The organism is Streptomyces mabaensis (genome assembly GCF_053763515.1).
The window spans coordinates 104750-126772 of sequence record NZ_JBSOPZ010000007.1 but is presented as its reverse complement, the minus strand read 5'-3'; the positions used below and the strand labels follow the sequence as shown (position 1 = coordinate 126772).

At 72.5% G+C, this 22023-nt stretch carries 18 protein-coding genes; 8 read left to right on the top strand and 10 right to left on the bottom strand.

What is annotated here, in order from left to right; genetic code table 11:
* Window positions 1–176: 176 nt before the first annotated feature.
* On the bottom strand, window positions 177–497 hold the full coding sequence (locus tag ACWV17_RS08405) for a hypothetical protein (RefSeq protein WP_455359150.1): 321 nt from the start codon (window positions 495–497) through the stop codon (window positions 177–179).
* 230 nt (window positions 498–727) lie between these two features.
* Between ACWV17_RS08405 and ACWV17_RS08400 the strand changes: the two genes are divergently transcribed.
* Window positions 728–1861: a PLP-dependent cysteine synthase family protein gene (locus ACWV17_RS08400; RefSeq protein WP_455359149.1), complete on the top strand. Its 1134-nt coding sequence runs from the start codon at window positions 728–730 to the stop codon at window positions 1859–1861.
* A 27-nt stretch (window positions 1862–1888) separates the two neighbouring features.
* Here the strand turns inward: ACWV17_RS08400 and ACWV17_RS08395 are convergent, their stop codons facing one another.
* Both ACWV17_RS08395 and ACWV17_RS08390 read right to left on the bottom strand, forming a co-directional pair.
* Window positions 1889–2368, bottom strand: a complete 480-nt coding sequence (locus ACWV17_RS08395; RefSeq protein WP_455359148.1) for an SRPBCC family protein — start codon at window positions 2366–2368, stop codon at window positions 1889–1891.
* A gap of 63 nt (window positions 2369–2431) precedes the next feature.
* Window positions 2432–3295: a DeoR/GlpR family DNA-binding transcription regulator gene (locus ACWV17_RS08390; RefSeq protein WP_455353929.1), complete on the bottom strand. Its 864-nt coding sequence runs from the start codon at window positions 3293–3295 to the stop codon at window positions 2432–2434.
* Between the two features lie 231 nt (window positions 3296–3526).
* Between ACWV17_RS08390 and ACWV17_RS08385 the strand changes: the two genes are divergently transcribed.
* Complete coding sequence (locus tag ACWV17_RS08385) at window positions 3527–6064, top strand: hypothetical protein (protein ID WP_455359147.1); 2538 nt, start codon at window positions 3527–3529, stop codon at window positions 6062–6064.
* Here the strand turns inward: ACWV17_RS08385 and ACWV17_RS08380 are convergent.
* The 3 genes from ACWV17_RS08380 to ACWV17_RS08370 all read right to left on the bottom strand — a co-directional run bounded on the left by ACWV17_RS08380 (window position 6024) and on the right by ACWV17_RS08370 (window position 9882).
* Entirely contained in the window at window positions 6024–8447 is a 2424-nt protein-coding gene (locus tag ACWV17_RS08380; RefSeq protein WP_455359146.1) for a right-handed parallel beta-helix repeat-containing protein, read from the bottom strand. The genes ACWV17_RS08385 and ACWV17_RS08380 overlap by 41 nt on opposite strands.
* 116 nt (window positions 8448–8563) lie before the next feature.
* Window positions 8564–9388, bottom strand: coding sequence for an MOSC domain-containing protein (locus ACWV17_RS08375; RefSeq protein WP_455359145.1), 825 nt, complete (start codon window positions 9386–9388; stop codon window positions 8564–8566).
* A 44-nt stretch (window positions 9389–9432) separates the two neighbouring features.
* Window positions 9433–9882 carry a DUF6643 family protein gene (locus ACWV17_RS08370; protein WP_455353925.1) on the bottom strand — a complete coding sequence of 150 codons (450 nt, stop codon included), beginning with the start codon at window positions 9880–9882 and terminating at the stop codon, window positions 9433–9435.
* 270 nt (window positions 9883–10152) lie between these two features.
* Between ACWV17_RS08370 and ACWV17_RS08365 the strand changes: the two genes are divergently transcribed.
* A complete protein-coding gene (locus ACWV17_RS08365; RefSeq protein WP_455359144.1) occupies window positions 10153–11457 on the top strand; it encodes a TerD family protein in 1305 nt (434 codons plus the stop codon).
* Between the two features lie 24 nt (window positions 11458–11481).
* On the opposite strand, the gene ACWV17_RS08360 is transcribed toward ACWV17_RS08365, so the two are convergent.
* Window positions 11482–12657, bottom strand: a complete 1176-nt coding sequence (locus ACWV17_RS08360; protein ID WP_455359143.1) for a glycosyltransferase — start codon at window positions 12655–12657, stop codon at window positions 11482–11484.
* 58 nt (window positions 12658–12715) lie between these two features.
* Here ACWV17_RS08360 and ACWV17_RS08355 point away from each other — a divergent pair, with 58 nt between their 5' ends.
* Both ACWV17_RS08355 and ACWV17_RS08350 read left to right on the top strand, forming a co-directional pair.
* A complete protein-coding gene (locus ACWV17_RS08355; protein ID WP_455359142.1) occupies window positions 12716–13504 on the top strand; it encodes a glutamate racemase in 789 nt (262 codons plus the stop codon).
* A 70-nt stretch (window positions 13505–13574) separates the two neighbouring features.
* Window positions 13575–14129: a hypothetical protein gene (locus ACWV17_RS08350; protein ID WP_455353921.1), complete on the top strand. Its 555-nt coding sequence runs from the start codon at window positions 13575–13577 to the stop codon at window positions 14127–14129.
* 4 nt (window positions 14130–14133) lie between these two features.
* Here ACWV17_RS08350 and ACWV17_RS08345 read toward each other — a convergent pair whose 3' ends face one another.
* Both ACWV17_RS08345 and ACWV17_RS08340 read right to left on the bottom strand, forming a co-directional pair.
* Entirely contained in the window at window positions 14134–16212 is a 2079-nt protein-coding gene (locus ACWV17_RS08345) for a SpoIIE family protein phosphatase (RefSeq protein WP_455359141.1), read from the bottom strand.
* A gap of 81 nt (window positions 16213–16293) precedes the next feature.
* Window positions 16294–17370, bottom strand: coding sequence for an O-antigen ligase family protein (locus ACWV17_RS08340; RefSeq protein ID WP_455359140.1), 1077 nt, complete (start codon window positions 17368–17370; stop codon window positions 16294–16296).
* 161 nt (window positions 17371–17531) lie between these two features.
* Here ACWV17_RS08340 and lnt point away from each other — a divergent pair, with 161 nt between their 5' ends.
* Together lnt and ACWV17_RS08330 are read left to right on the top strand one after the other, a co-directional pair.
* On the top strand, window positions 17532–19184 hold the full coding sequence (gene lnt / locus ACWV17_RS08335; protein ID WP_455359139.1) for an apolipoprotein N-acyltransferase: 1653 nt from the start codon (window positions 17532–17534) through the stop codon (window positions 19182–19184).
* Window positions 19185–19383: 199 nt separating this feature from the next.
* Window positions 19384–19863 carry an NUDIX hydrolase gene (locus tag ACWV17_RS08330; RefSeq protein WP_455359138.1) on the top strand — a complete coding sequence of 160 codons (480 nt, stop codon included), beginning with the start codon at window positions 19384–19386 and terminating at the stop codon, window positions 19861–19863.
* A gap of 19 nt (window positions 19864–19882) precedes the next feature.
* Here ACWV17_RS08330 and ACWV17_RS08325 read toward each other — a convergent pair whose 3' ends face one another.
* The gene (locus tag ACWV17_RS08325; RefSeq protein ID WP_455359137.1) at window positions 19883–20587 is read right to left on the bottom strand and encodes a TetR/AcrR family transcriptional regulator; all 705 of its coding nucleotides are present in this window, start codon (window positions 20585–20587) and stop codon (window positions 19883–19885) included.
* 122 nt (window positions 20588–20709) lie between these two features.
* Between ACWV17_RS08325 and ACWV17_RS08320 the strand changes: the two genes are divergently transcribed.
* Entirely contained in the window at window positions 20710–21921 is a 1212-nt protein-coding gene (locus ACWV17_RS08320; RefSeq protein ID WP_455359136.1) for a saccharopine dehydrogenase family protein, read from the top strand.
* The last annotated feature ends 102 nt before the right edge of the window (window positions 21922–22023 follow it).

Below are 22023 nucleotides of genomic sequence, written 5' to 3'. Positions count from 1 at the left end.
CGACTCCCCGAATGAGGTCCGGAAGAAGACGAAGATCGGATCCAGCAGTGGCTGCCTGCTGTGTGGTCCGGCGGGCTGGTTCGCAGCGTCACCGCCGGTGAACCCTGAGTGATGACATCAGCGTGAACCAGGGGGTGCCGCTCCGCAACTCGGTGCTGCTCCACCCCTCGTGACCCTCACGCCCGCGCGTCGTGCCCGCGGCGCACCGCCTCCAGGAAGCGGCCGGCTGCCTCGTCGGCGGCCTCGGGTGTGTGGTCGCGCTGTCCCATCCGCAGCCGGTAACGCGCGCCGTTGACGTGGGCCACCGTGCTCTCGCCGCCGGCGAACCAGGGCCTGCCCGCGCTCACCGAGTCCAGCGGCGCGCTGTCGATCTCCGTGTCGTTGCTGGTGAGCAACGACAGCCTGCCGTCCCTGATCAGCACCTTCCCGGCCCTTGTGAGCGCGCGGGGCCATCGTTCGATCCGTACGCCCGTCGCACTGAACTCAGGCTCAGCCATGACACGTCGTCCCCTTCTCGCCGAACGCCGCCCCCGCGCGGACCGTCAGGTGGTATCTCCTGGTGGGCAGTCTGCATGGGCCCGCCCTCCCGCACCAGTGCGCCTTCCACAAGCGATCCCGATGGAAACCCAAAGTCATCGTTTGTGCAGGTGAGGGGGGTAAATTGCGAGGGGGGACGAGCGTCCGGACGGCACCGTGCGGAGCGCAGAAACGACGAGGAGCGGCGCGGATGAGCACCACCGAGCAGGCGCGGACCGGCGGAGCCCTGAGCACTGCCGATGTGGACCGCAGTGATCCGGATTACCGGGCATGGCTGAAGGAAGCCGTACGCAAGGTGCAGGCCGACGCCAACCGTTCGGCCGACACCCATCTGCTGCTCTTCCCACTGCCCGAGCAGTGGGGGATCGATCTCTATCTCAAGGACGAATCGACCCACCCGACCGGCAGTCTCAAGCACCGGCTCGCCCGGTCGCTCTTCCTGTACGGGCTGTGCAACGGCTGGATCCGGCCGGGACGTCCCGTGATCGAGGCGTCCAGCGGCTCGACCGCCGTCTCCGAGGCCTACTTCGCCAAGCTGATCGGCGTCCCCTTCATCGCAGTGATGCCGCGTACGACGAGCGCGGAGAAATGCCGCCTGATCGAATTCCATGGCGGCCGGTGCCACTTCGTGGACGACTCGCGCCGGATGTACGAGGAGTCGGCCGCACTCGCGGCGGAGACCGGCGGCCACTACATGGACCAGTTCACCTACGCCGAACGGGCCACCGACTGGCGTGGCAACAACAACATCGCGGAATCCATCTACCAGCAGCTGAAGTTGGAGCGGTATCCGGAACCCGCCTGGATCGTCGCCACCGCCGGTACCGGCGGCACGTCGGCGACCATCGCGCGCTACGTCCACTACATGCAGTACGACACCCGTATCTGCGTGCCCGACCCGGAGAACTCCTGCTTCTTCGACGGCTGGACCCACCACGACCCGCTGGCGAGCAGCGACTGCGGCTCCCGTATCGAGGGCATCGGCCGGCCGCGCATGGAACCGAGCTTCGTGCCGGGTGCCGTCGACCGGATGATGAAGGTGCCGGACGCGGCGAGCGTGGCGGCCGTCCGCGCGCTGGAACAGGCCATCGGCCGCAAGGCGGGCGGCTCCACCGGCACCGGGCTGTGGAGCGCGCTGAAGATCGTCGCGGAGATGGTGGCCGAGGGCCGCAAGGGCAGTGTGGTCACCCTGATCTGCGACCCGGGCGACCGTTACCTCGACAAGTACTACTCCGACGACTGGCTCGCGGAGCAGGGCCTGGACATCGCGCCGTACTCCGCCACCATCGACTCGCTCCTCGCGACGGGCGTCTGGCCCTCCTGACCGCCGGTTACGTGACGGTGGCGTCGGTTACGTGGCGGTGGCGGTGAGCCGCCGGTCCAGGTTTCCCACCGCGTCCCGGAAGGCCCGCCCCAGCGCCGCCCGTCCCAGCCTGAGGGAGATCCGCAGGGGCGCGCTGCCGGCCGCCGCGAACGTCCACTGGATCCGGGTGCCGGACCCCGCGGGAGTCAGCCGCCACTCCTCCAGGAGCGCGTGCAGACCGGGGGCGTTGGTCTCGTCCACCCGGTACGCGTACCGCTCCGCGTGGTCCTTCGCCATGATCGTCTCCAGGAACCGGGTGCCGCCCTTCAGCCGGACCTCACGGCCGGCACCGCCGGCGACGGGCCGGGCCAGGGTCACCGAGGTGAACCAGCGGGGCCAGGCCTCGACCTCGTCGGCCAGCCCCCGGTACACGGCCTCGGGGGGCGCGGCGACCTCGGCCGTGAAGACCAGACGAAGCGGAGCGGTCTCGACGAAGTCGAGCCCGACGGGGCGGAGTCGGCGTGCCATGGGACGAAGACCCCCAGGGTGATCGGGTGGTTGACGGGCCCCGACACCATAGCTGACGTACTGTCAGTTGTCTGCGGCGGCTGCGTCGTCCGTCCCCGGCTCCGCGGGTTCCTCCGGTCCGCCGACCACGATCAGCCCCGGCAGATGCTCGGCGATCTCGGCCCGTACCTCCGCCGGCAGCCCGGAGTCCGTCACCAGGGTGTCGACGTCCGCCAGCGAGGCGAAGGAACTGAGCCCCACCGTCCCCCACTTGGTGTGGTCGGCCACGACCACCACGCGCCGCGCGGCCTGGACGAACCTGCGGTTCGTCTCGGCCTCCGCCAGGTTCGGTGTCGAAAGACCCGCCTCCACCGATATCCCGTGCACGCCCAGGAACAGGGTGTCGAAGTGGAGCGAGCTGATCGCCTGGTCGGCCACCGGTCCCACCAGCGAATCGGACGGCGTGCGCACCCCACCGGTGAGGACGACCGTGGCCGCGCCACCGTGCTCTCCCGGGGACGTCCGCTGCGCGGAGTGGAACACGTCGGCCACCCGCACCGAGTTGGTCACCACCGTCAGATCCGGCACATCCAGCAGATGGTGCGCCAGCGCGTAGGTCGTGGTCCCGCCCGACAGGGCGATCGCGCTGCCTGGCACGGCCATCGCCGCCGCGGCCCGCGCGATGTCCTCCTTGGCGCTGAGCTCCAGGCCCGACTTCGCCTCGAACCCCGGTTCGTGCGTGCTCGCCTCGACCACCGGCACGGCACCCCCGTGCACCTTCTCGATCACGCCCTGCCTGGCCAGCGCGTCCAGATCGCGACGGACTGTCATGTCCGACACGTTGAGCTTCCGGGTGAGCTCGTTGACGCGCACTCCGCCGCGCCGCCTGACCTCGTCCAGGATCATCGCGCGGCGCTGCTCCGCGAGGAGGTTCTGATTCTCGCTCACCGCCAGGCCGGTCCTTCCAGTTCATGAAGCACGCGAGTGAAGCACGGGAGTGAAGCACGGGAGTGCTGAGGATTCCACATCCTGCCATGGGGCACCGGCCCCTGTCCCATCGGCTGAACGGGCCGGGAGCTGGGGAGATTCGGTGAGGAGGGGTGCCGGGCGGGCCGCCGTGCCGGGATCCTTGTGCCTGCCCCACCCACGCCTCGATCCACCCGAGAGGGAGCCGCCGCCGTGCCCCGAGCCGTCCCCGCCCCGGAGAACGGGGAACTCGCCCTCGAACTGCTGGTGCACGGAGTCGGCGGAGCCACCCCCTCCGGCATGCTCGGCGACCCGCGCACCGTGCGGATCACCGGCGACGAGACCGCCGCCGTCTTCCGGCGCACCGACGACGCCGACGCGGAACTCCACCCCGAGCGGTACCGCGACCGGCCGATCCCCGAGGCGTACTGCTGGTCCCGGCTGACCTCCGGCAACAGCGCCCGCGCCCTGTGGCTGATGCTGCTCCCCTTCATGGTTGCCAACCTCGCCCACTGGATGCGGCCCGCGGGCCGGGGGATGGCCGGGACCGTCCGTGCGTACGGAGTCCTCGTCCGCCTGGTGGCCCTCAGCCTCACCGTGCTGCTCACCGCCGCGGCCTGCGAGGTCGCGCTCGACCTGGTGGCCTGGCAGTGCGCGGGCTCGGCCGGCTGCGCCGCCTCCCGCTCCTGGCTCGGCTTCCTCTCGCCCGAGCGGGCCGGCTGGTGGTCGCAGCCCGGCCGGCGGCTCGCGCTCGCCGCGCTGGTGCCCGCCGCGCTGACCGGGCTGCTGTGGTACCTGTCCCACCGCACCTGGAGCGCGTACGAATCGCAGCAGCCGCTGCCCTCCGGCCAGGACGCCCTGGACCACGCGCCGGGCCCGCGCCCCGCGATGGGCCGGCCCGGGTTCTGGTACGGCCGCCGGCTGGTGGCCCGGCTGCGCGCCGCCCACACCGCGGCCGGCCTGCTGACTGTGGCGGCTGCGGTCGCCGGCGCGGCGGCCCGCTACGACCGGCGGGACGGCGGCAGCGCCCTGCTGGAGATCTGCGGATGGGTGACCGAGGGCCTGCTGGCCGTGGGCGCGCTCGCCGTCGTCTGGGTGGTGTGCCGCAGAGGCCGCAAGGAGTCGCGGCCCGACGCCCGGCTTGACGCGGCCGTGGTCGGGCTGCTGCCCGCCGCCGCCCTCGGGCTGCTCGTCCTCGCCCTGGTGTACGCCGGATGGTCCCGCCCGGGCTGGGCCTCCCACGGCATGCTCCCGGGCGACCGGACCTTCGGCGTGATCACCCTCGCCCAAGGGGCGCTGGTGGTCGCCCTCGCCGTGACCGCCCGGCGGCTCCACCGGCGGAGGGGGTGTCGTATGGATCAGGCCGGATCAGCCTGCGGCGTCTGGTGCCGTGGATCGCAAGGCGGAGGAGGGAGTCGATGCGGAGCATCGGCGACTGACGACAACGCCGCGAGGCGCGGTGCCAGGCGTCGCGGGCCCGGCCTGATCCATACGACACCCCCTGAAGCCACCACCGCCCTGTGGGGACTCGGCGGGCCGGCCATCGCCATGCTCGCCTGCGCGCTCGGCGGGGTGATGTCCGGGGGAGTGGCCCAGCGGGTCGCCGACTGGCTCGACGACGGCGGTACGCCGGGCATGGGCCGCGGCTCCATCGCAGGCCCTCCGGTGCTGCTCTCCTGGCAGGCCGCGGTCATTCCGCCGCTGCTGGTCGTCGTACTGGCGCTGGCGGTCTGGTACGCCTGGCGCACCCTGCGGTTCCGCAACCGCCTGCTCGCCCGGGTGGAGGCGGACTACCCGGGCGAACGGCCCGACGCGGCACGTACCCGCAGCATCGCAAGCGCCCGGGCCACGGCCGCGCTCACCGAGGCCGCGCCCCGGCTGGTGGGCATGATCTCCGGGGTGACCCTGCTGCTCGGTGCCGGGGCCCTCGCCGGCGCCTGGGCGAGCCACGAGGTGCCGGGCGAGGCCGCCGACGGGTCGCACCCGTTCGTCGCGTCCGGGGTGCAGACCGCGCAGGCACTGGGTTCCTGGCTGATCGGCCTCGGCTTCATACTGTTCGTCACCTGGGGGCGCCGGGCCTACAAGGACGCCTCGGCCCGCCGGACCATCGGGATCCTGTGGGACGTCGGTACGTTCTGGCCGCGCGCGGCCCACCCCTTCGCACCGCCCTGCTACGCCGAGCGAGCCGTCCCCGACCTGACCTGGCGGATGGCCGGCTGGACCGACCGTACCGGCGGCCGGCTGGTCATCTCCGGCCACTCGCAGGGCAGCGTGCTGGCGGCCGCCGCGGTCTGGCAGCTGCCGCCGCGGGCCCGGCGCCGGGTCGCGCTGCTCACCTACGGTTCACCGCTGCAGCGGCTGTACGGGCGCTGGTTCCCCGCGTACTTCGGACCCGGCCCGCTCGCCGCCCTGCACGGGGAGCTGGACTGCTGGCGCAACCTCTGGCGCGCGACCGACCCGATCGGCGGCCCGGTCCTGCCCGGCGACGAGACCCCCGAGGTGGACTGCGGCCCGCTCAAGGACCCGGTGGTGTACGGACGGACCCCCGAACGCCCGCTGCCCGAACCGATCCTGGGCCACTCCGACTACCAGGCCGACCCCGTGTTCGCGGTCGAGCGCGACGCCCTGCTCGACCGCCTGGAGCCGTGCGCGCCGGACGGGCCGGGCGGGCCGGACGTGGCCGATGTCCCGGAGGTTCCGGGGCAGCGCCTCACACAAGCTCCGGCAGATCCTCCGGGTACAGCAGGGTGAGCTCGTCCGTGCTCGGCTCGGTGAGCTGGGCCACCCGGCCCGCGTGCCGCTCGACCATCGACTCGAAGGTCTGGCGCGCGGTCCGGCCGTTGCCGAAGGCGGGCCCCTTCGGCAGGACCGTGAAGTACTTCAGCAGCGCCTCGGCGGCGCCGCAGCCGAGCCGGTACTCGTGCTCCTCGGCCTGCTGCTCCACGATCCGCAGCAGCTCCCCGGGAGCGTAGTCGCCGAACCTGATGGTCCGTGAGAAACGGGACGCCACCCCGGGGTTGACCGACAGGAAGCGCTCCATCTCGACGGTGTACCCGGCGACGATCACCACCACCGCCTCCCGGTGATCCTCCATCAGCTTCACCAGGGTGTCGATGGCCTCCCGGCCGAAGTCACGTCCGGAGTCCTCGGGCGAGAGCGCGTACGCCTCGTCGATGAACAGCACACCGCCGCGCGCCCGTTCGAACGCTTCCTGGGTGCGGATCGCCGTCGAGCCGATGTGCTCGCCGACCAGGTCGACCCGCGAGACCTCGACGAGGTGGCCCCGCTCCAGCACCCCGAGCGATGCGAGGATCTCGCCGTACAGCCGGGCCACCGTGGTCTTGCCGGTGCCGGGGGAGCCGGTGAAGACCAGATGCCTGCGCACGGACGCGGCCTTGAGGCCCGCCTGCTGTCTGCGCCGGCCCACCTCGATCATGTCGGTGAGGGCGCGCACCTCGCGCTTGACGCTCTCCAGGCCCACCAGAGTGTCCAGTTCACCGAGGACGGCCGTCGAGCTGCGTACGGCCGGCTCCGGTTCCGGTCCCGGCGCGGGCTCCACGGTGCGCGGACCGGGAACCGCGGAGAGCAGCCCGGGCGACTGGGCGGCCGTCTGCACGGCGGGCGCAGATGCCGCCTGAGAGGACGCCGCCTGAGAGGCGGACCGTACACCGCTCTCGTCGCTCGTGCAGTCCTCGGCGACCGGGCCCGACTCGGAGAACTCGTAGCCCCCGCGGGCACAGCGCTCGGTGCGGCAGCGGGTCAGTGTCGTGCGGCAGCCGTCGATGACGTGGAAGCCGAAGCCGCCGCTGCCCGTCACCCGGCAGCCGTGGAACGTGCCGCGCCCGCCGGCGGAGACGTAGAACCCGGCCTCGGCCGGTGACGTGACCGTGCAGCGCTCGAAAGTCGGGTCCGCGCCCTTGGTGACGATGACTCCCGTCTGGGCGCCGTCGATGGTGCAGTTGGCGAGCGTGCCGCCGCTGCCGTGGTCACGGAACCAGGCGCCGGTCGACGCCTCCCGGATACGGCAGTCGTCCAGCTGTGCGGTGGCGCCGTCGCTCACCGAGACGGCGGTGTTGCGGACCTGGGAGAGGTCGCTGTCGACCACATCGGCACGCGAGCCGCGGTCGAGGACGAACAGCGCGTCCGGCACGTCGTGCACCCGGCAGGAGTCGAGCACGGCGGCGGCGCCGTCGCTGATCCAGACCGCCGGATAGTCGCCCGTACTGTCGTGGATCTCGCACTGGTTGGCGTCCACCCGGGTGCCCGGGTCCCACACCGACAGCCCGTTGCGTCCGAACCGCCGCACGGTCGAGCGGGTCAGCGTCAGCACCGAGCGGGAGCGCAGGTCGACCGCGTTCTCGGGAATGTCGTGGATGTCGCAGTCGGAGAGGGTGAGGACGGCGTCGGTGTCCAGGGTGATGCCGTCGGCCGAAGTCCGGTGCACCGTGCAGTCGGTGAGATGGGCGGCGGCCCGGGACGCGATCTGCACGCCGGTGCCCTTGATCTCGTACACCTCGCAGCCGATCGCCTCCAGGCCGCTGCCCTCGCCGTTGACGGCCAGCCCGGCGCCGGAGGAGTGGTGCACCCGACAGCGCTCCAGACGGGGGTGCGCGCCGCCGCGTACCGAGATGCCTGACTGGCCGGCCGAGACGACCTCACAGTCCTCGAACACCCCGCCGCCGCCGTCCAGTACGGCGATGCCGACCCCGCCCGGGTTGTCCACCGTACAGCGGCGGACGGTCGGCCGTGCGCCGCCCCGCACCTCGATACCGGCGGCCGAACGCGTGACCACCCGCAGGTCGGACAACTCCGGTGCGCCGTCCTCGATCAGCAGCGCGGGGGCGGCCGAGTCCTGGCCCTCCAGATGCAGGTCCTGAAGGGTCGCGGAGGCGTGCACGGTGAGCGCGACACCGTCCACCGGGGCGATCCGTACCGAGCCCGCGGTCCCCTCGGGCCCGCGCAGCGTGACCGCACGCCGGACCACGAGGTTCTCGCGGTAGGTGCCGGGGGCGACGGACAGGACGTCGCCGTCTCCGGCGGCCTCCAGGGCCGCAGCGAGAGAGGCGTATTCGCCTGTGCGGCGGCGCCACCTCGATGAGCCGGTGTGCGTCACCTGGACCGTGCCCTGTGCCATGGCGCTGTTGTGCCCCCACCTCGAACCGACGCGACTGACCGGGGCCTGTACGGCCGATCAGCATCTGTCCGGTCCACCGTAGCGCGCGCCGGGCGCGCACCGCCCGAGGACCCGCGTTACCCGAGGACGCGCACCGGGTCGCCGACCCGGAGCGTGCCGGTGGTCTCGGGGACCAGGTTCTGGCCGAAGACCAGCTGGTCGCCGAAGCGCCGGTGGCGGGCGAGCGTGCGCAACGGCTCCTTGCCCCGCTCCGAGGTGAGCTGGTCGGTGGTGGTGATGACACAGCGGCCGCACGGCTTCGCCACCCGGAAGGTGACCTCGCCGATCGCGACGCGCTTCCAGTCGTCCTCGGCCCACGGCGCGGTGCCCTCGACGACGGCGTTGGGCCGGAAGCGGTTCATGGGCAGCGGGCCCTCGTCGGGGTGGTCGCCCTGTGCGATGAGGGAGTTGAGGGCGTCCAGCGAGGCGACGGTGGTGACGAGCAGCGGAAAGCCGTCGGCGAGGCTGACCGTCTCACCCGGCAGCGCGAAGTCCGGGTCGATCGGCCGGCGGCGCGCCGGATCGTCGAGATGCATCAGCCGTACCGGGGCGCCCAGCCAGTCGCTGAACCAGGCGTGCGCGACCTCGTGCGCGAGTACGCCCTCGACCTTGCGTCCGAAGATCTCCATCACGGTGGTGTCCCGCGGTTCGGGCACGTCGACGGTCAGCGGCTCCAGGCCGGGCGCGGTCAGCAGGACCGCCCCGCCGGCCAGCGGTTCGGCGGCCGCCAACGCCAGGCGTGGCTGCTGGCGTTGGGTGACCACCTTGCTGTCACCGTCGACCAGCGCCCACCTGCGGTCCCCGGCCGGTCCCCAAGGCTCCACGGCCACCGCGCCGGGAGCACACCCCGCCACCGACTTGACGGGGTGGACATGAAGCGATTGGAGAAAGGAGTTCGACATGAGGTCAATCCTGCCAGCCTCGCGGACGGCAGGACGGACCCCGGTCAGTATCCGCGGCTCTGGTACTGGCGGCCGTACGGGTCCTCGTAGGGAGCGGGCGCGGGGCGCGGCGCCGCCGGGCGCATGGCCTCGTACCCGGTGGCGACCGGACGCGGCTGCTGCGGCTGCGGACCCGGGTATCCGCGCGGTCCGGCGGACTGCTGCGGGATGTACGGCGCGGGCGCGTGCTGCAGCGGAACGGGCTGCGGCATGGCCTGCTGGTACTGGTAGGCGTGCGGGGGCGTCTGGTACTGGGACGGCGCGGCCGGGAGGGCCGGCAGCGCCGAGGGCAGCGCGGGCAGGTAGCCGTTGCCGGTGTCGTACGCGGAGGGGACCCGGATCGGGGCGATCTGGGGCGTGCCCCGCTCTGCGACGAGCGAGTCGTAGATCGGGGTGTCCGGGAAAGACGGCGCGGAGTAGTAACCGCCGCCATAGGTGGAGCGGGGGGAGGTCATGGCACATAAGTTAAGCCCACGATGTGCTGGTTGGGGAGCCCGATAAGAGGGTTGTTTCCTGTGCGGTGAGTGACCGGGCGTCCCCAATGTGAGCGAACTTGGGAAAATCGGTCGTCCACAAACGCCAGGATCCTGTAAAGGACGAGGTTGTGGGGGGTTACCGGCGGGTCGGCCGGCGATCTTCCGACACCTTTCGGGACCCCGGTGGACCCGAGGTAATAGGTTGGCCGCACGTAGTTTCGGGCACCCGGACTCGCGATGGGGGCGAGCATGTCAATGCGTAAGGGAACGAACGTTCCGGTGCCGGCACAGGCCGTGCGCGTGGAATTGGGCTGGCGTTCAGGTCCGGGTGTACCGGACGTGGATGCCTCGGCGCTGCTGCTGGTGTCGGGAAAGGTCCGTTCCGACGCGGACTTCGTCTTCTACAACCAGGCGGTGCACTCCTCGGGCGCAGTGCGCCACGAGGGCAAGGCGACGGCCGGCGACGGCGTGACGGACACGCTGTCGGTCGACCTCGGGCGCGTGGAGCCGGCCATCGAGACGGTGGTCCTCGCGGCCTCCTCGGACGGCGGCGGCTTCGGACAGGTGCCCGGCCTCCACATCCGGGTCGTCGACGCGGCGAACGGCTCGGAGATCGCGCGCTTCGACAGCGAGGACGCCACCGTCGAGACGGCGTTCGTCCTCGGCGAGCTCTACCGCCGCCAGGGTGCCTGGAAGTTCCGGGCGGTCGGGCAGGGCTACAGCAGTGGACTCCAGGGCCTGGCAACGGACTTCGGGATCAGTGTGGACGAACCGCAGCAGGCCGCCGCCCCGGCGGCCCCACCGGCTCCCGCCCCGGTCGCCGCTCCCGCGCCCGTCACGCCGCCCGTACAGCCGGCTCCGCCCGCTCCGGTCGCGGCCCCCGCCCAGGCCTCGGCGGCCCCGGCGGGCACCCCCGTACGGCTGACCAAGGTGACGCTCACCAAGGAGTCCCCGTCGGTCTCCCTCACCAAGCAGGGCGGCACCTCCGGTGCCATGCGGGTCAACCTCAGCTGGCAGGTGCGCAAGCAGTTCAAGGGCTGGGGGGCCAAGCTCGGCCGCGCCGTCGCCATGCACGCGGACCTCGACCTCGACCTGTGCGCGCTCTACGAACTGACCGACGGCCGCAAGGGAGTCGTCCAGGCGCTCGGCAACGCCTTCGGCTCGCTGCACCAGCCGCCCTTCATCCACCTCGACGGCGACGACCGCACCGGCGGATCGGCCAGCGGCGAGAATCTCACCATCAACCTGGACCACAAGGACAAGCTGCGGCGCGTCGTCATCTTCGTGACGATCTACGAGGGCGCCCGGAGCTTCGCGGACCTGGACGCGACGGTCACCCTCCAGCCGCTGAACGGCGCCCCGATCGAGTTCTCGCTCGGCGAGTGCACCGTCCCCTCGACGGTCTGCTCGCTCGCCCTGATCACCAACACCGGGTCGGACCTCGTCGTCCAGCGTGAGGCCCGCTTCCTCGTACCGGAACGCGGAGTGAGCCCGCAGCGCACCATGGACTACACGTACGGGTGGGGCATGAACTGGACGCCCGGCAGGAAGTGACGGTCCGACGGGCGCGGTGACGGTTCAGCGGTCCGGGGCGGCCTGCGGCCGGGGGTAGGTCCGCCCCTTCCAGGCCGCCCCGCGCCCGCGGTAGTGCTGCACGGCCGAGTCGACGGTCATCAGCAGATACAGCGCCGCCGTGACCGGCAGCAGCGGCGCGAGCCACAGCGACTGCCGGTAGTAGCGGAGCATCGGGATGTACGTCCCCGCCATCAGCGCCCACGCCAGGCCCCCGGCCCACGCGGCGGGGGCGTGACCGGACCGGAGACCGGCGCACAGGGCGACCGGCGGCGCGAGGTACACCACCGCGAGCCCCGCGACGGTCGCCACCAGCAGCAGCGGATTGTGCCGCAGCTGTGCGTACGCGCTCCGGGACACCATCCGCCACAGATCGTGCAGCCGGGGATAGGGACGCACGCTGTCCACCCGTTCGGCGAGCCCCAGCCAGATCGTGCCGCCACCGCGCCGTACGGCCCGGGCGAGCGAGACGTCGTCGATCACCGCCTGCCGGATGCTGTCCGGGACGCGGGCCCGTACGGCGGCCTCGGTACGCAGCAGCACACAGCCGCCGGCCGCGGCCGCCGTCCGTCCACGCCGGCTGTTCACCCACCGGAACGGATAGAGCTGCGCGAAGAAGTAGACGAAGGCCGGGACCACGAGCCGCTCCCAGCCGCTGGTCACCCGCAGCCGCGCCATCTGGGAGACCAGGTCGAGCCCGGCCGACCCGGCAGCGGCCACCAACTCCCGCAGGCTGTCCGGCTCATGCGCGATGTCGGCGTCCGTCAGCAGCAGATAGTCCGGCTCCCCGGCCGCGCGGGCGAGCGCGATGCCGTGCCGCAGCGCCCACAGCTTCCCCGTCCAGCCCGGCTCCGGTTCGCCGGGCGAGGAGACCGTCAGCGGCAGCCCCCCGTACCGTGCGGACAGATCCCGGGCCAGCTTGCCCGTGCCGTCCGAACTCCCGTCGTCGACCAGGAAGATCTCCGCGTCCCCCGGGTAGTCCTGGGCGAGCAGCGACGGCAGGCTCACCGGCAGGACCTCCGCCTCGTCCCTGGCCGGCACCACGACGGCCACCGACGGCCACCGGGGCGGGTCCGTGCGGGGCGGCAGCCGTACGTCCGTACGCCAGAACATCCCCTGCCCCAGCAGCAACCACAGCCATGCGGCCAGCGAGCCGAGGGCGGTCCAGGTAACGGCGCTCATCCGCCGCAGTCTGCCCCACCGTCGAGGGAACGCAAGGGCTGTCGACTATGGTGACCGGGTGAAGATCGCGCTCATGGACTCCGGAATCGGCCTGCTGCCGGCAGCTGCCGCGGTGCGCCGGCTTCGGCCCGACGCCGATCTGGTGCTCTCCTCCGACCCCGACGGCTTGCCCTGGGGCCCCCGTACACCCGCCGACATCACCCAGCACGCGCTGGCGGTGGCCCGGGCCGCCGCGGCCCACCGCCCCGACGCACTGATCGTCGCGTGCAACACCGCCTCGGTGCACGCCCTGCCCGCGTTGCGGGACGAGCTGGAACCGGACATCCCGGTCATCGGGACCGTACCGGCCATCAAGCCGGCCGCCGCGGGTGGCGGCCCGGTCGCCATCTGGGCCACCCCGGCCACCACCGGCAGCCCCTACCAGCGCGAGCTGATCAGCGCGTTCGCGGACGGCGTCCAGGTCACCGAGGTGCCCTGCCCCGGACTCGCGGACGCCGTGCAGGAGGCCGACGAAGCCGCCATCGACCGGACCGTCGCGGCCGCCGCCGCGCTCACTCCCGGTGACGTGCGGGCGGTCGTCCTCGGCTGTACCCACTACGAGCTGGTCGCCGAGCGCATCCGGGCGGCCGTCCAGCCGGCCGCGCTGCCGCCGGTGGTCCTGCACGGCTCCGCGGACGCCGTCGCCGCCCAGGCCCTGCGGCGTATCGGCGCCCTGCCCGCCCCGGACGCGGACCCCAGCCGGCGGCTGACGGTGCTGCTCAGCGGGCGCGTGGCGAACCTTCCGGACCAAGCACTGACGTACGCGGAAGGCCGGCTGCTCGCCGGCGCGGAGACTCCCGTGCACTGAGCGCACGCCCCGTCCGGTCACGCTCCGCGACGAGCTGCCGCCGAACGGGAACCTGAGTACGCTGCTTGCCATGAAGCACCACCTCCGCGTCGAGGGGGGCATCATCGAGCCCCCGCCCGCGCTCTGGAGCGGCCGCGCCACCAACCGGGTGCAATGGCTGCTCGCCGCCGTCGGCGCCGCATGCGTGGCGCTCGGCATCGAACTGGCCGTCGCCTCCAGCTGGACCAACGGCCTGGCACCTCTGGTGATGTCGGTGGTGGGCTGTATCGCCGCCGGACTGATCATGCTGTACGGCACCCTGGCCTTCGTCCATGTGGCGGTGAGGGTGGACCGGGACGCGTTCGAGGTGCGCTGCGGCCATATGGGCCTGCCCCGCCGCCGCATTCTGCTCGACCATGTGGTGCGCGCCGATTTCGCCCCCCAGGTCACCCCCCGGCAGTGGGGCGGCTGGGGCTACCGCTGGCGGCCCGGCATGGGTACGGCCGTGGTCGTACGCCGCGGCGAGGGCCTGGTGCTCCGGCTCGGCGACGGCCGGGACTTCACGGTGACGGTCGACGACGCGGAGGCCGCGGTACGGGTCATCCGCGCCCGGCTGCGGATGGCACCGGGCGGCAGAACCGTGTGACCGGTCACCGGTGCGCGGTGCCGATCCGGGCGATGAGCAGGGCGATGTCGTCGTCGGTGGACGTCGGCACGAGGTGCGTGATGAGCGTGTCGCACAGGTGGGCCAGCGGATGGCCCTGCTGGGTCAGCAGGTGCGTGAGTTCGCCCAGTCGCTCGTCGATGTCGGTCCCGCGGGCTTCGACGAGGCCGTCGGTGTACAGCACCAGCAGGCTTCCCGGGGCGAGCTGGACGTCGGTGGTGGTGAAATCGATGCCGCCGATGCCCAGGGGAGCGCCGGGCGGCAGCTGGAGCAGACGGGCGGTGCCGTCGGGGTCCACGACGGCCGGCGGCGGATGCCCGGCCCGGGTGATGCTGCAGTGGCCGGTGGCGGGGTCGCAGACGGCGTAGAGAAAGGTGGCGAGCATCGGCTCGGCGAGGTCGGCCAGGGTGGCCTCCAGCTGGTGCAGCAGGTCGCCGGGGGAGAGATCGAGGCGGGCCAGCGCCCGTACCGTGCTGGACAGCCGGCCCATCACGGCGGCCGCTGCCATGCCGTGGCCCATCACGTCCCCGATCAGCAGCGCCGCCTTGCCGTCCGGGAGATGGATGACGTCGTACCAGTCGCCGCCGACCTCGTTGACATCGCTGGCCGGCAGGTACCGGTGGGCGACTTCGATGCCGCGGGGCGGGGTGATGTGCTGCGGCAGCATGCTCCGCTGGAGGATCACCGCGTTGTCGTGCTCGCGGTGGTACAGGCGGGCGTTGTCGACGCAGACGGCGGCTCGGCCGGCCAGTTCGCAGGCGAGCGAGACGTCGTCGGCGCTGAACGGCCCCACCGGGCTCGAGCGGTAGAACGTGGCGAGGCCCAGCACCACATCCCGGGCGATCAGCGGCGCCATCATGAAGGAGTGCACGCCGGTCTTCAGCAGCTGCTCGGGCTTGGTCGTGTAACGGGCCGCCGGGGCGATGGTCCGCTCATCCAGGCGTGCCAGCAGATAGGGCTGCCGGTCCGCGAGCGCCTGGGTGTAGGGGGCGGTGGCGGGAAAGGACAGGGTGCGGCCGAGCGGGGCGAGGATGTCGGCGACTTTCGAACCGCTGAGAGGGGCCTTGCCCAGGCGCCGCAGGGCCGCGCCGCCGACCAGCCCGACGCCGGGATCGGAGTCGGAGGCGAGCGAGTCCAGTACGTCGACGGTCACCACGTCCGCGAGTACCGGCACGGCGACGTCGGCGAGTTCCTGCGCGGTGCGCTCCAGGTCCAGCGTGCTGCCGATACGGACGCCGGCCTCGTTGAGCAGGTCGAGCCTGCGCCGGCTCGCCTCGGCCTCCAGATGCGCCTGCTGCTGGTCGGTGATGTCGATCATGGATGCGGTGAGTCCGATCGGGTTCCCAGCTGCGTCTTCCAGGCGCACGTAGGAGCAGGACCACACGCGGTCCCGGTGCGGGTCGGCCGGGGTCCGGCCGGTGCGGTGGAAGTCCATGACCGGCTCGCCGGTCTCCAGGACCCGGCGCATGGCGTTCTCCATCTCCGCCGTGTTCACCTCGGGCAGCACCTGCGCCAGGCGCCGCCCGAGGTGCCCGGACTGCGAAATGCCGTTCATGGCCTGCAGGGCGGGATTGACCTGGAGGAACCGCAGCTGGGTGTCGAAGATGGCGATGCCTACGGGGGAGCGGGAGAACAGCCCCTCCCACACGGCGGACGACCCGCGGATACGACGGGCCCCGTGGGCATCGGCGGCGAACACGAGCACCGTGCCGCCCCGGCGCCGGCCGGGAACCGGGCAGGCCCAGATCTCCAGTTCGAGCGGATGCCCGTCGCGGTGCCAGGCGGTGACCGTCCCCATCACCCCGCGGCCGGAGGCGGTCGCCTCCCACAGCGCTCGCCCCAGGCTCCGGTCGGCGCCGGGGTGGAGCAGCTCCGCGATGTGGCGGCCCACCACGTGCGGAGGTGCGTAGCCGAGCAGTTCCTCCGCCACGGGGTCCCAGCGCACGATCGTGCCGTCGGCGCCGGTGGCCATGAGCGCCACCGGCAGGGCACCCATCCACCCGCCGGCGTCCCGTGCGGCGTCGTTGCCGCCGGTCATGTCCTCGATCGGTACCTGTTTGTTCATCGCTGGCACCCGCGCTGCCTCGCTCGACCGTCTCTTCAGTATGGGCACGCGTCCCGGTACCGGCACGGCCGGACAGGCGGTCTAGATGTGCGGAGCGGACGTGCGCCGGGCCGGTGCGGGGGGTACGGGTTCCAGGGCGTCCTCGCGTAGCGGCCGGGCCGTCGCCAGACCCGCCAGCAGGCCCGCGCCCGCCGTCACCGGGGTGAAGCTCAACGCGTTCCCCACGCTCGCGAACACCGCCAGCGCGGTCAGCGCCGCCCCCGCGGTCAGCACCACGGGCGTCGGACGCGGCGAGCGCCACAGCCCGTACAGCATCCAGCCGAACGCGGCGCCCAGCAGGGCCACCCCTACGACGCCCTGCTCCGCCGCCTGCTGGAGCACGGCCGAGTGCGGCTTGCCGTCCGACCCCGGTGACTGCTGGGCGGCGGGACTGAGCACCCCGAACCGGTCCGGTCCCGCCCCCAGCACCGGATACTCCTTCGCCAGACCGGCCGCGTCCTCCCACAGCAGCACCCGGTGCTGCGTCAGCAGTCCTTCGAGGGACACCGACAGACCGTCCGGCAGGGCGTCCTCCGCCACGCCCCAGGACAGTGCGGCCATCAGCCCGGTGGCGAGCGCGAGCCCCGCCAGGCCCAGCAGCCGGGACCGCATCCGGGACGCCGCCAGCGAGCAGAGCAGGACCGCCAGCGCCGCCGCGCATCCGGCGGCGGAGCCGAGGGCGGCCGCCGCCCCGGCGATACCCAGCGCGAGCAGCCGGAGGGCGAACCGCAGGGCCGGCGGCCCTGCCGCCGCGGCAGCACAGCAGGCCGCGCCCGCGGCCAGGGCCGACAGGGCGGCGTCCGCGCCGGTGTGCCCCAGGGGCGGGGCGGCGGTCGTACCGGTCGTACCGGGGATGCCGCCCGGGGCGGCGAGAGCGAGCCCGAGCGCGGCGACCGCGACAGTGGCCGCGGCGGCGACCGGCAGCAGGGAACCGCAGATCCGCCCGCACGCGTAGCCCGCGGCGACGGCCAGGACGGCGAGCAGCACGCCTTCCGGGCGCGCCTCCCGGCCGTACGCGCTCAGCAGGGACCACACGGCACAGGCGCCGAGCACGATGACTCCCGCCGCGTCGGGCACGCCGCGCTCCCGCACGGCGGCAGGGCCTGCCGGTGCCGTCATCCCAAGACCCCCCGCAATAGGACTGGGCACACGGTAACGACTGTTAACCGCTTTGTGGACCGGTTGTGCAGGAACGTTGCTGCGATGCGCGAGCGGGCCCGGCCGGGACCGCAGCGGCCGGGAATGGAGGGGAGCCGCCGCCCCGCCGTAGACTCCGGCACGTGAGCGCCACCACCACCTCCGTAGACGAGCCGGACCAACTCGCCCCCGAGGCGTCCCGCGCCTCGCGCGGCACCGCGCTGCTGAGGCGGCTCGTACCGGCCGGCGCGGCGGCGCTTTCCGGCGCCCTGCTCTTCCTGAGCTTCCCGCCCCGCCCCCTGTGGTGGCTGGCCCTGCCCGCCTTCGGGCTCCTCGGCTGGTGTGTGTACGGGCGCCGGCCGCGGGCCGCGTTCGGGCTCGGCTACCTGGCCGGGCTGGGCTTCCTGCTGCCCCTGCTGGTGTGGACCGGCGAGGAGGTGGGGCCGGTGCCCTGGCTGGCCCTCGCCGCCATCGAGGCACTGTTCGTCGCCGCGGCCGGCCTGGGCACCGCGCTGGTCTCCCGGCTGCCGTGCTGGCCGCTGTGGGCAGCGGCGGTGTGGATCGCTGCCGAGGCCGCCCGCGCCCGCGCCCCCTTCGGCGGCTTCCCCTGGGGCAAGATCGCGTTCGGGCAGGCCGACGGCTTCTTCCTGCCGCTCGCCGCGGTGGGCGGCACCCCCGTGCTCGGTTTCGCCGTGGCCCTGTGCGGGTTCGGCCTCTTCGAGGCGGTACGGCAGTTCCGTACGTATCGGCGCACCGGCGAACTGCCGCGTCCCGCCGCGGCCGCAGCGGCTCTGGCCGTCCTGGTCCCGGTCACGGCTGCTCTCGCGGCCCGGCCCCTCGTCGACGCCGGCGCGGAGGACGGGACCGCGACCGCCGCGGTCATCCAGGGCAACGTGCCGCGGCTGGGGCTCGACTTCAACGCGCAGCGGCGTGCGGTGCTCGACAACCACGCCCGCCGCACGGTCGAGCTCGCCGAGGACGTCAGGGCCGGCAAGGTGGCACAGCCCGACTTCGTGGTGTGGCCGGAGAACTCCTCCGATCTCGACCCGTACGCCAACCCCGACGCGCACGACGTCATCGACAAGGCCGTGAAGGCGATCGGCGCTCCCGTCTCGGTCGGCGCCGTGGTCGCTCCCGACACCGGACCGCTGCGCAACACGCAGATCCTCTGGGACCCGGACAACGGGCCGACCGACACCTATGACAAGCGGCGGATCCAGCCCTTCGGCGAGTACATCCCGATGCGCGCGGTCGCCCGTGTGTTCAGCTCCGACGTCGACCGGGTCCGGCGCGACTTCGGACCCGGCACCGAGCCGGGCGTCTTCGACATGGCGGGCACCGAGGTCGGCCTCGCGACCTGCTACGAGGCGGCCTTCGACTGGGCCGTGCGCGACACGGTCACCGAGGGCGCCCAGGTCATCTCCGTGCCCAGCAACAACGCCACCTTCGGCCGCAGTGAGATGACCTACCAGCAGCTCGCCATGTCCCGGGTGCGGGCGGTCGAGCACGGGCGGGCCGTCCTGGTGCCCGTCACGAGCGGCGTCAGCGCGGTCATCCGGCCCGACGGCGAAGTGGCGCAGAAGACGGGAATGTTCACCCCCGGCGCGCTCGTGGCCGAGGTGCCGCTGCGCTCGTCGCTGACCCCCGCGACCCGGCTCGGGACGATCCCGGAGGGCGTACTCGTCGCCCTGGCCGCAGGCGGCGCCGGCTGGGCCCTAGGGCCTGTCCGGCGGACCAGGGCCGGGGCCACGACGTCTGGCACGGCACCTCGCCGCGTTGCCGAAATGCCCGAATAGCTCCGCTATTAGGGCACTCCGGCGCCTTGCGATGCAGCTCCGCATCCAAGGGCCTGGACAAGAGCGGAGACGGAGCGCAGCGCAGTGCACCAGACGCCGCGTCCTATCCGGCCCTGATCCGCCGGACAGGCCCTCGCGGTCCGCGCGCGTCGCCGCGCGCGGAACTGACACCCCCTGGGGCAACCTCTAGGGTCGGCGCATGGCAACCCCCGAGTTCATCCGTGAGATCCGGGCCACGGCAGGCCACCAGCTGCTTCTGCTGCCCGGCGTGACCGCCATCGTGTTCGACGACGAGGGACAGGTGCTCCTCGGCCGTCGCGCCGACACCGGGAAGTGGTCGGTCATCGGCGGGATCCCGGATCCCGGTGAGCAGCCCGCGCAGACCGCGGTGCGCGAGGTGTACGAGGAGACCGGCGTGCGGTGCGTGCCGGAGCGGGTCGTCCTCGTGGAGGCGCTGAAGCCGGTCACCTACGCGAACGGCGATGTCTGCCAGTACATGGACATCACCTTCCGCTGCCGGTCGGTCGGCGGCCGGGCGCGGGTCAACGACGACGAGTCGCTGGACGTGGCCTGGTTCCCGCTGGACGCACTGCCCGAACTGAGCGCGCCCTCGCTCCAGCGGATCAAACAGGCCCTCACCGACGAACCCACCTGGTTCGACCCCACGGTTCAGCTCTGAACCAGGCCTGTCCGGGCGATCAGGCTGGATCAGCGAGCGTCGCCTCCGCGCTGTCCAGCAGCATGGCCAGAGCGTGCGGATACGCGCTCTGGTTCATGCGGGCGACCAGCAGCGGCGCGGTTGCGGCGATGTTCGGGTGAGTCCGCGCGGGCAACCTGGCGTAGGTGGCCCGCCAGACCGTCTCGTCAGCGGTCCTGGCGGCCTCAGGAAGGGCGAGACTCGCGGCGTCGAGCGCCGCGAAGGCGAGCGTCTGGTCGATAAAGGCCTGGTAGATCCGCACCGCTTCCGGATCCGGGAAACGGGCGGAGCGCAGGACGCCGAGGATGGTCTCGTCCGCGGCGATCTCGTTCGTACGGCCGCTGACCCGGCTGGCCGTGAGCACAGCGGCCTGCGGGTGCGCGAGATACGCGGCGTGGATCCGCAAACCCAGAGCGCTCAGGTCGGCACGCCAGTCACCGGTGGCCTGCCAGCCCCGCATCGCCCGGCCCATGAGCTCGTCGGCGATCGCCAGTGTCAGATCGTCGGTGCCACGGAAGTACCGGTACAGACTGCTCGGGTCGGCTCCCAGTGCGGCGCCGAGGCGTCGTACGGTCAGCCCCTCCCGCCCGTGCTCCTGCAGCATCCGCAGCGCGGTCTCCACGATGAGGTGCTCCGAGAGAACGACGCCGTTCTTCGTCGGCCGCCTGCGTCGGCGTGCCGATTCCGCCACCACCTGCTTGGCCACCAGGCTCCTTTCCGATCCTCCCCCGAGCTCCCGAGCTTATGCCAACGCGATTGACGTGTCATGACGGGGGCGCGTTTCATGACGGCACCAGGGCTCAGAGCCCCCGACGAAAGGCATTTCCCATGCGAGTACTGCTGGTCGGCGCGGGCGGCGTGGGCACCGCGATCACCCGCATCGCCGCCCGCCGCTCCTTCTTCGACCACATCGTCGTCGCGGACTACGACGTGGCCCGGGCCGAGGCCGCGGTGGCCGCGCTCGGCGAGGACGAGACCCGCTTCAGCGCGGCCCGGATCGATGCCTCCGACGGGGCAGCGGTCACCGCGCTGCTCGCGGCCGAACGGTGCGACGTGCTGCTCAACGCCACCGATCCGAGATTCGTGATGCCGCTGTTCGAGGCCGCGCTGGAGGCGCGGGCGCACTACGTCGACATGGCGATGTCACTGTCGTATCCGCACGGTGAGCGCCCCTTCGAGGAGTGCGGGGTCAAGCTCGGCGACGCGCAGTTCGAGCGTGCCGCGGAGTGGGAGAAGGCCGGGCGGCTGGCGCTCGTCGGCATGGGGGTCGAGCCGGGCCTTTCCGACGTGTTCGCCCGCCACGCGGCGGACGAACTGTTCGACACGATCGACGAGATCGGTGTCCGCGACGGCGCGAACCTCACGGTCGACGGCTACGACTTCGCCCCGTCCTTCTCCATCTGGACCACCATCGAGGAATGCCTCAACCCTCCCGTGATCTGGGAGAAGGACCGGGGCTGGTTCACCACGCCGCCCTTCAGCGAGCCCGAGGTCTTCGACTTTCCCGAGGGCATCGGCCCGGTCGAGTGCGTCAACGTGGAACACGAGGAGGTGCTGCTGATTCCGCGCTGGGTGGACGCCGGCAGGGTCACCTTCAAGTACGGCCTCGGTGACGAGTTCATCGAGACCCTGAAGACGCTGCACAAGCTGGGCCTCGACCGCACGGAGAAGGTCACCGTCGCGGGCGGGGCGCAGGTGTCCCCGCGCGACGTCGTCGCCGCCTGCCTGCCGGACCCCGCCACGCTCGGCGACCGGATGCACGGCAAGACCTGCGCCGGCACCTGGGTGAAGGGCACCAAGGACGGCGCCCCGCGCGAGGTGTACCTGTACCACGTGGTCGACAACCAGTGGTCGATGAGCGAGTACGGATCGCAGGCGGTCGTCTGGCAGACCGCGATCAACCCGGTCGTCGCCCTGGAGCTCGTCGCAGGTGGCGTGTGGGCCGGATCCGGCGTCAGCGGCCCGGAAGCCCTCCCGCCGGGGCCCTTCCTCGACCTGCTGGAGGACTACGGCTCGCCGTGGGGCCTGCGGGAGCAGTGACCACGTCGCACGGGCCGATTCAGGGACCGAATGATTTGATAGGAACTGCACCAGAACGCTGCACCAGAACGCTGCATCGCCGGCGAACAGAGCGCCCCACAC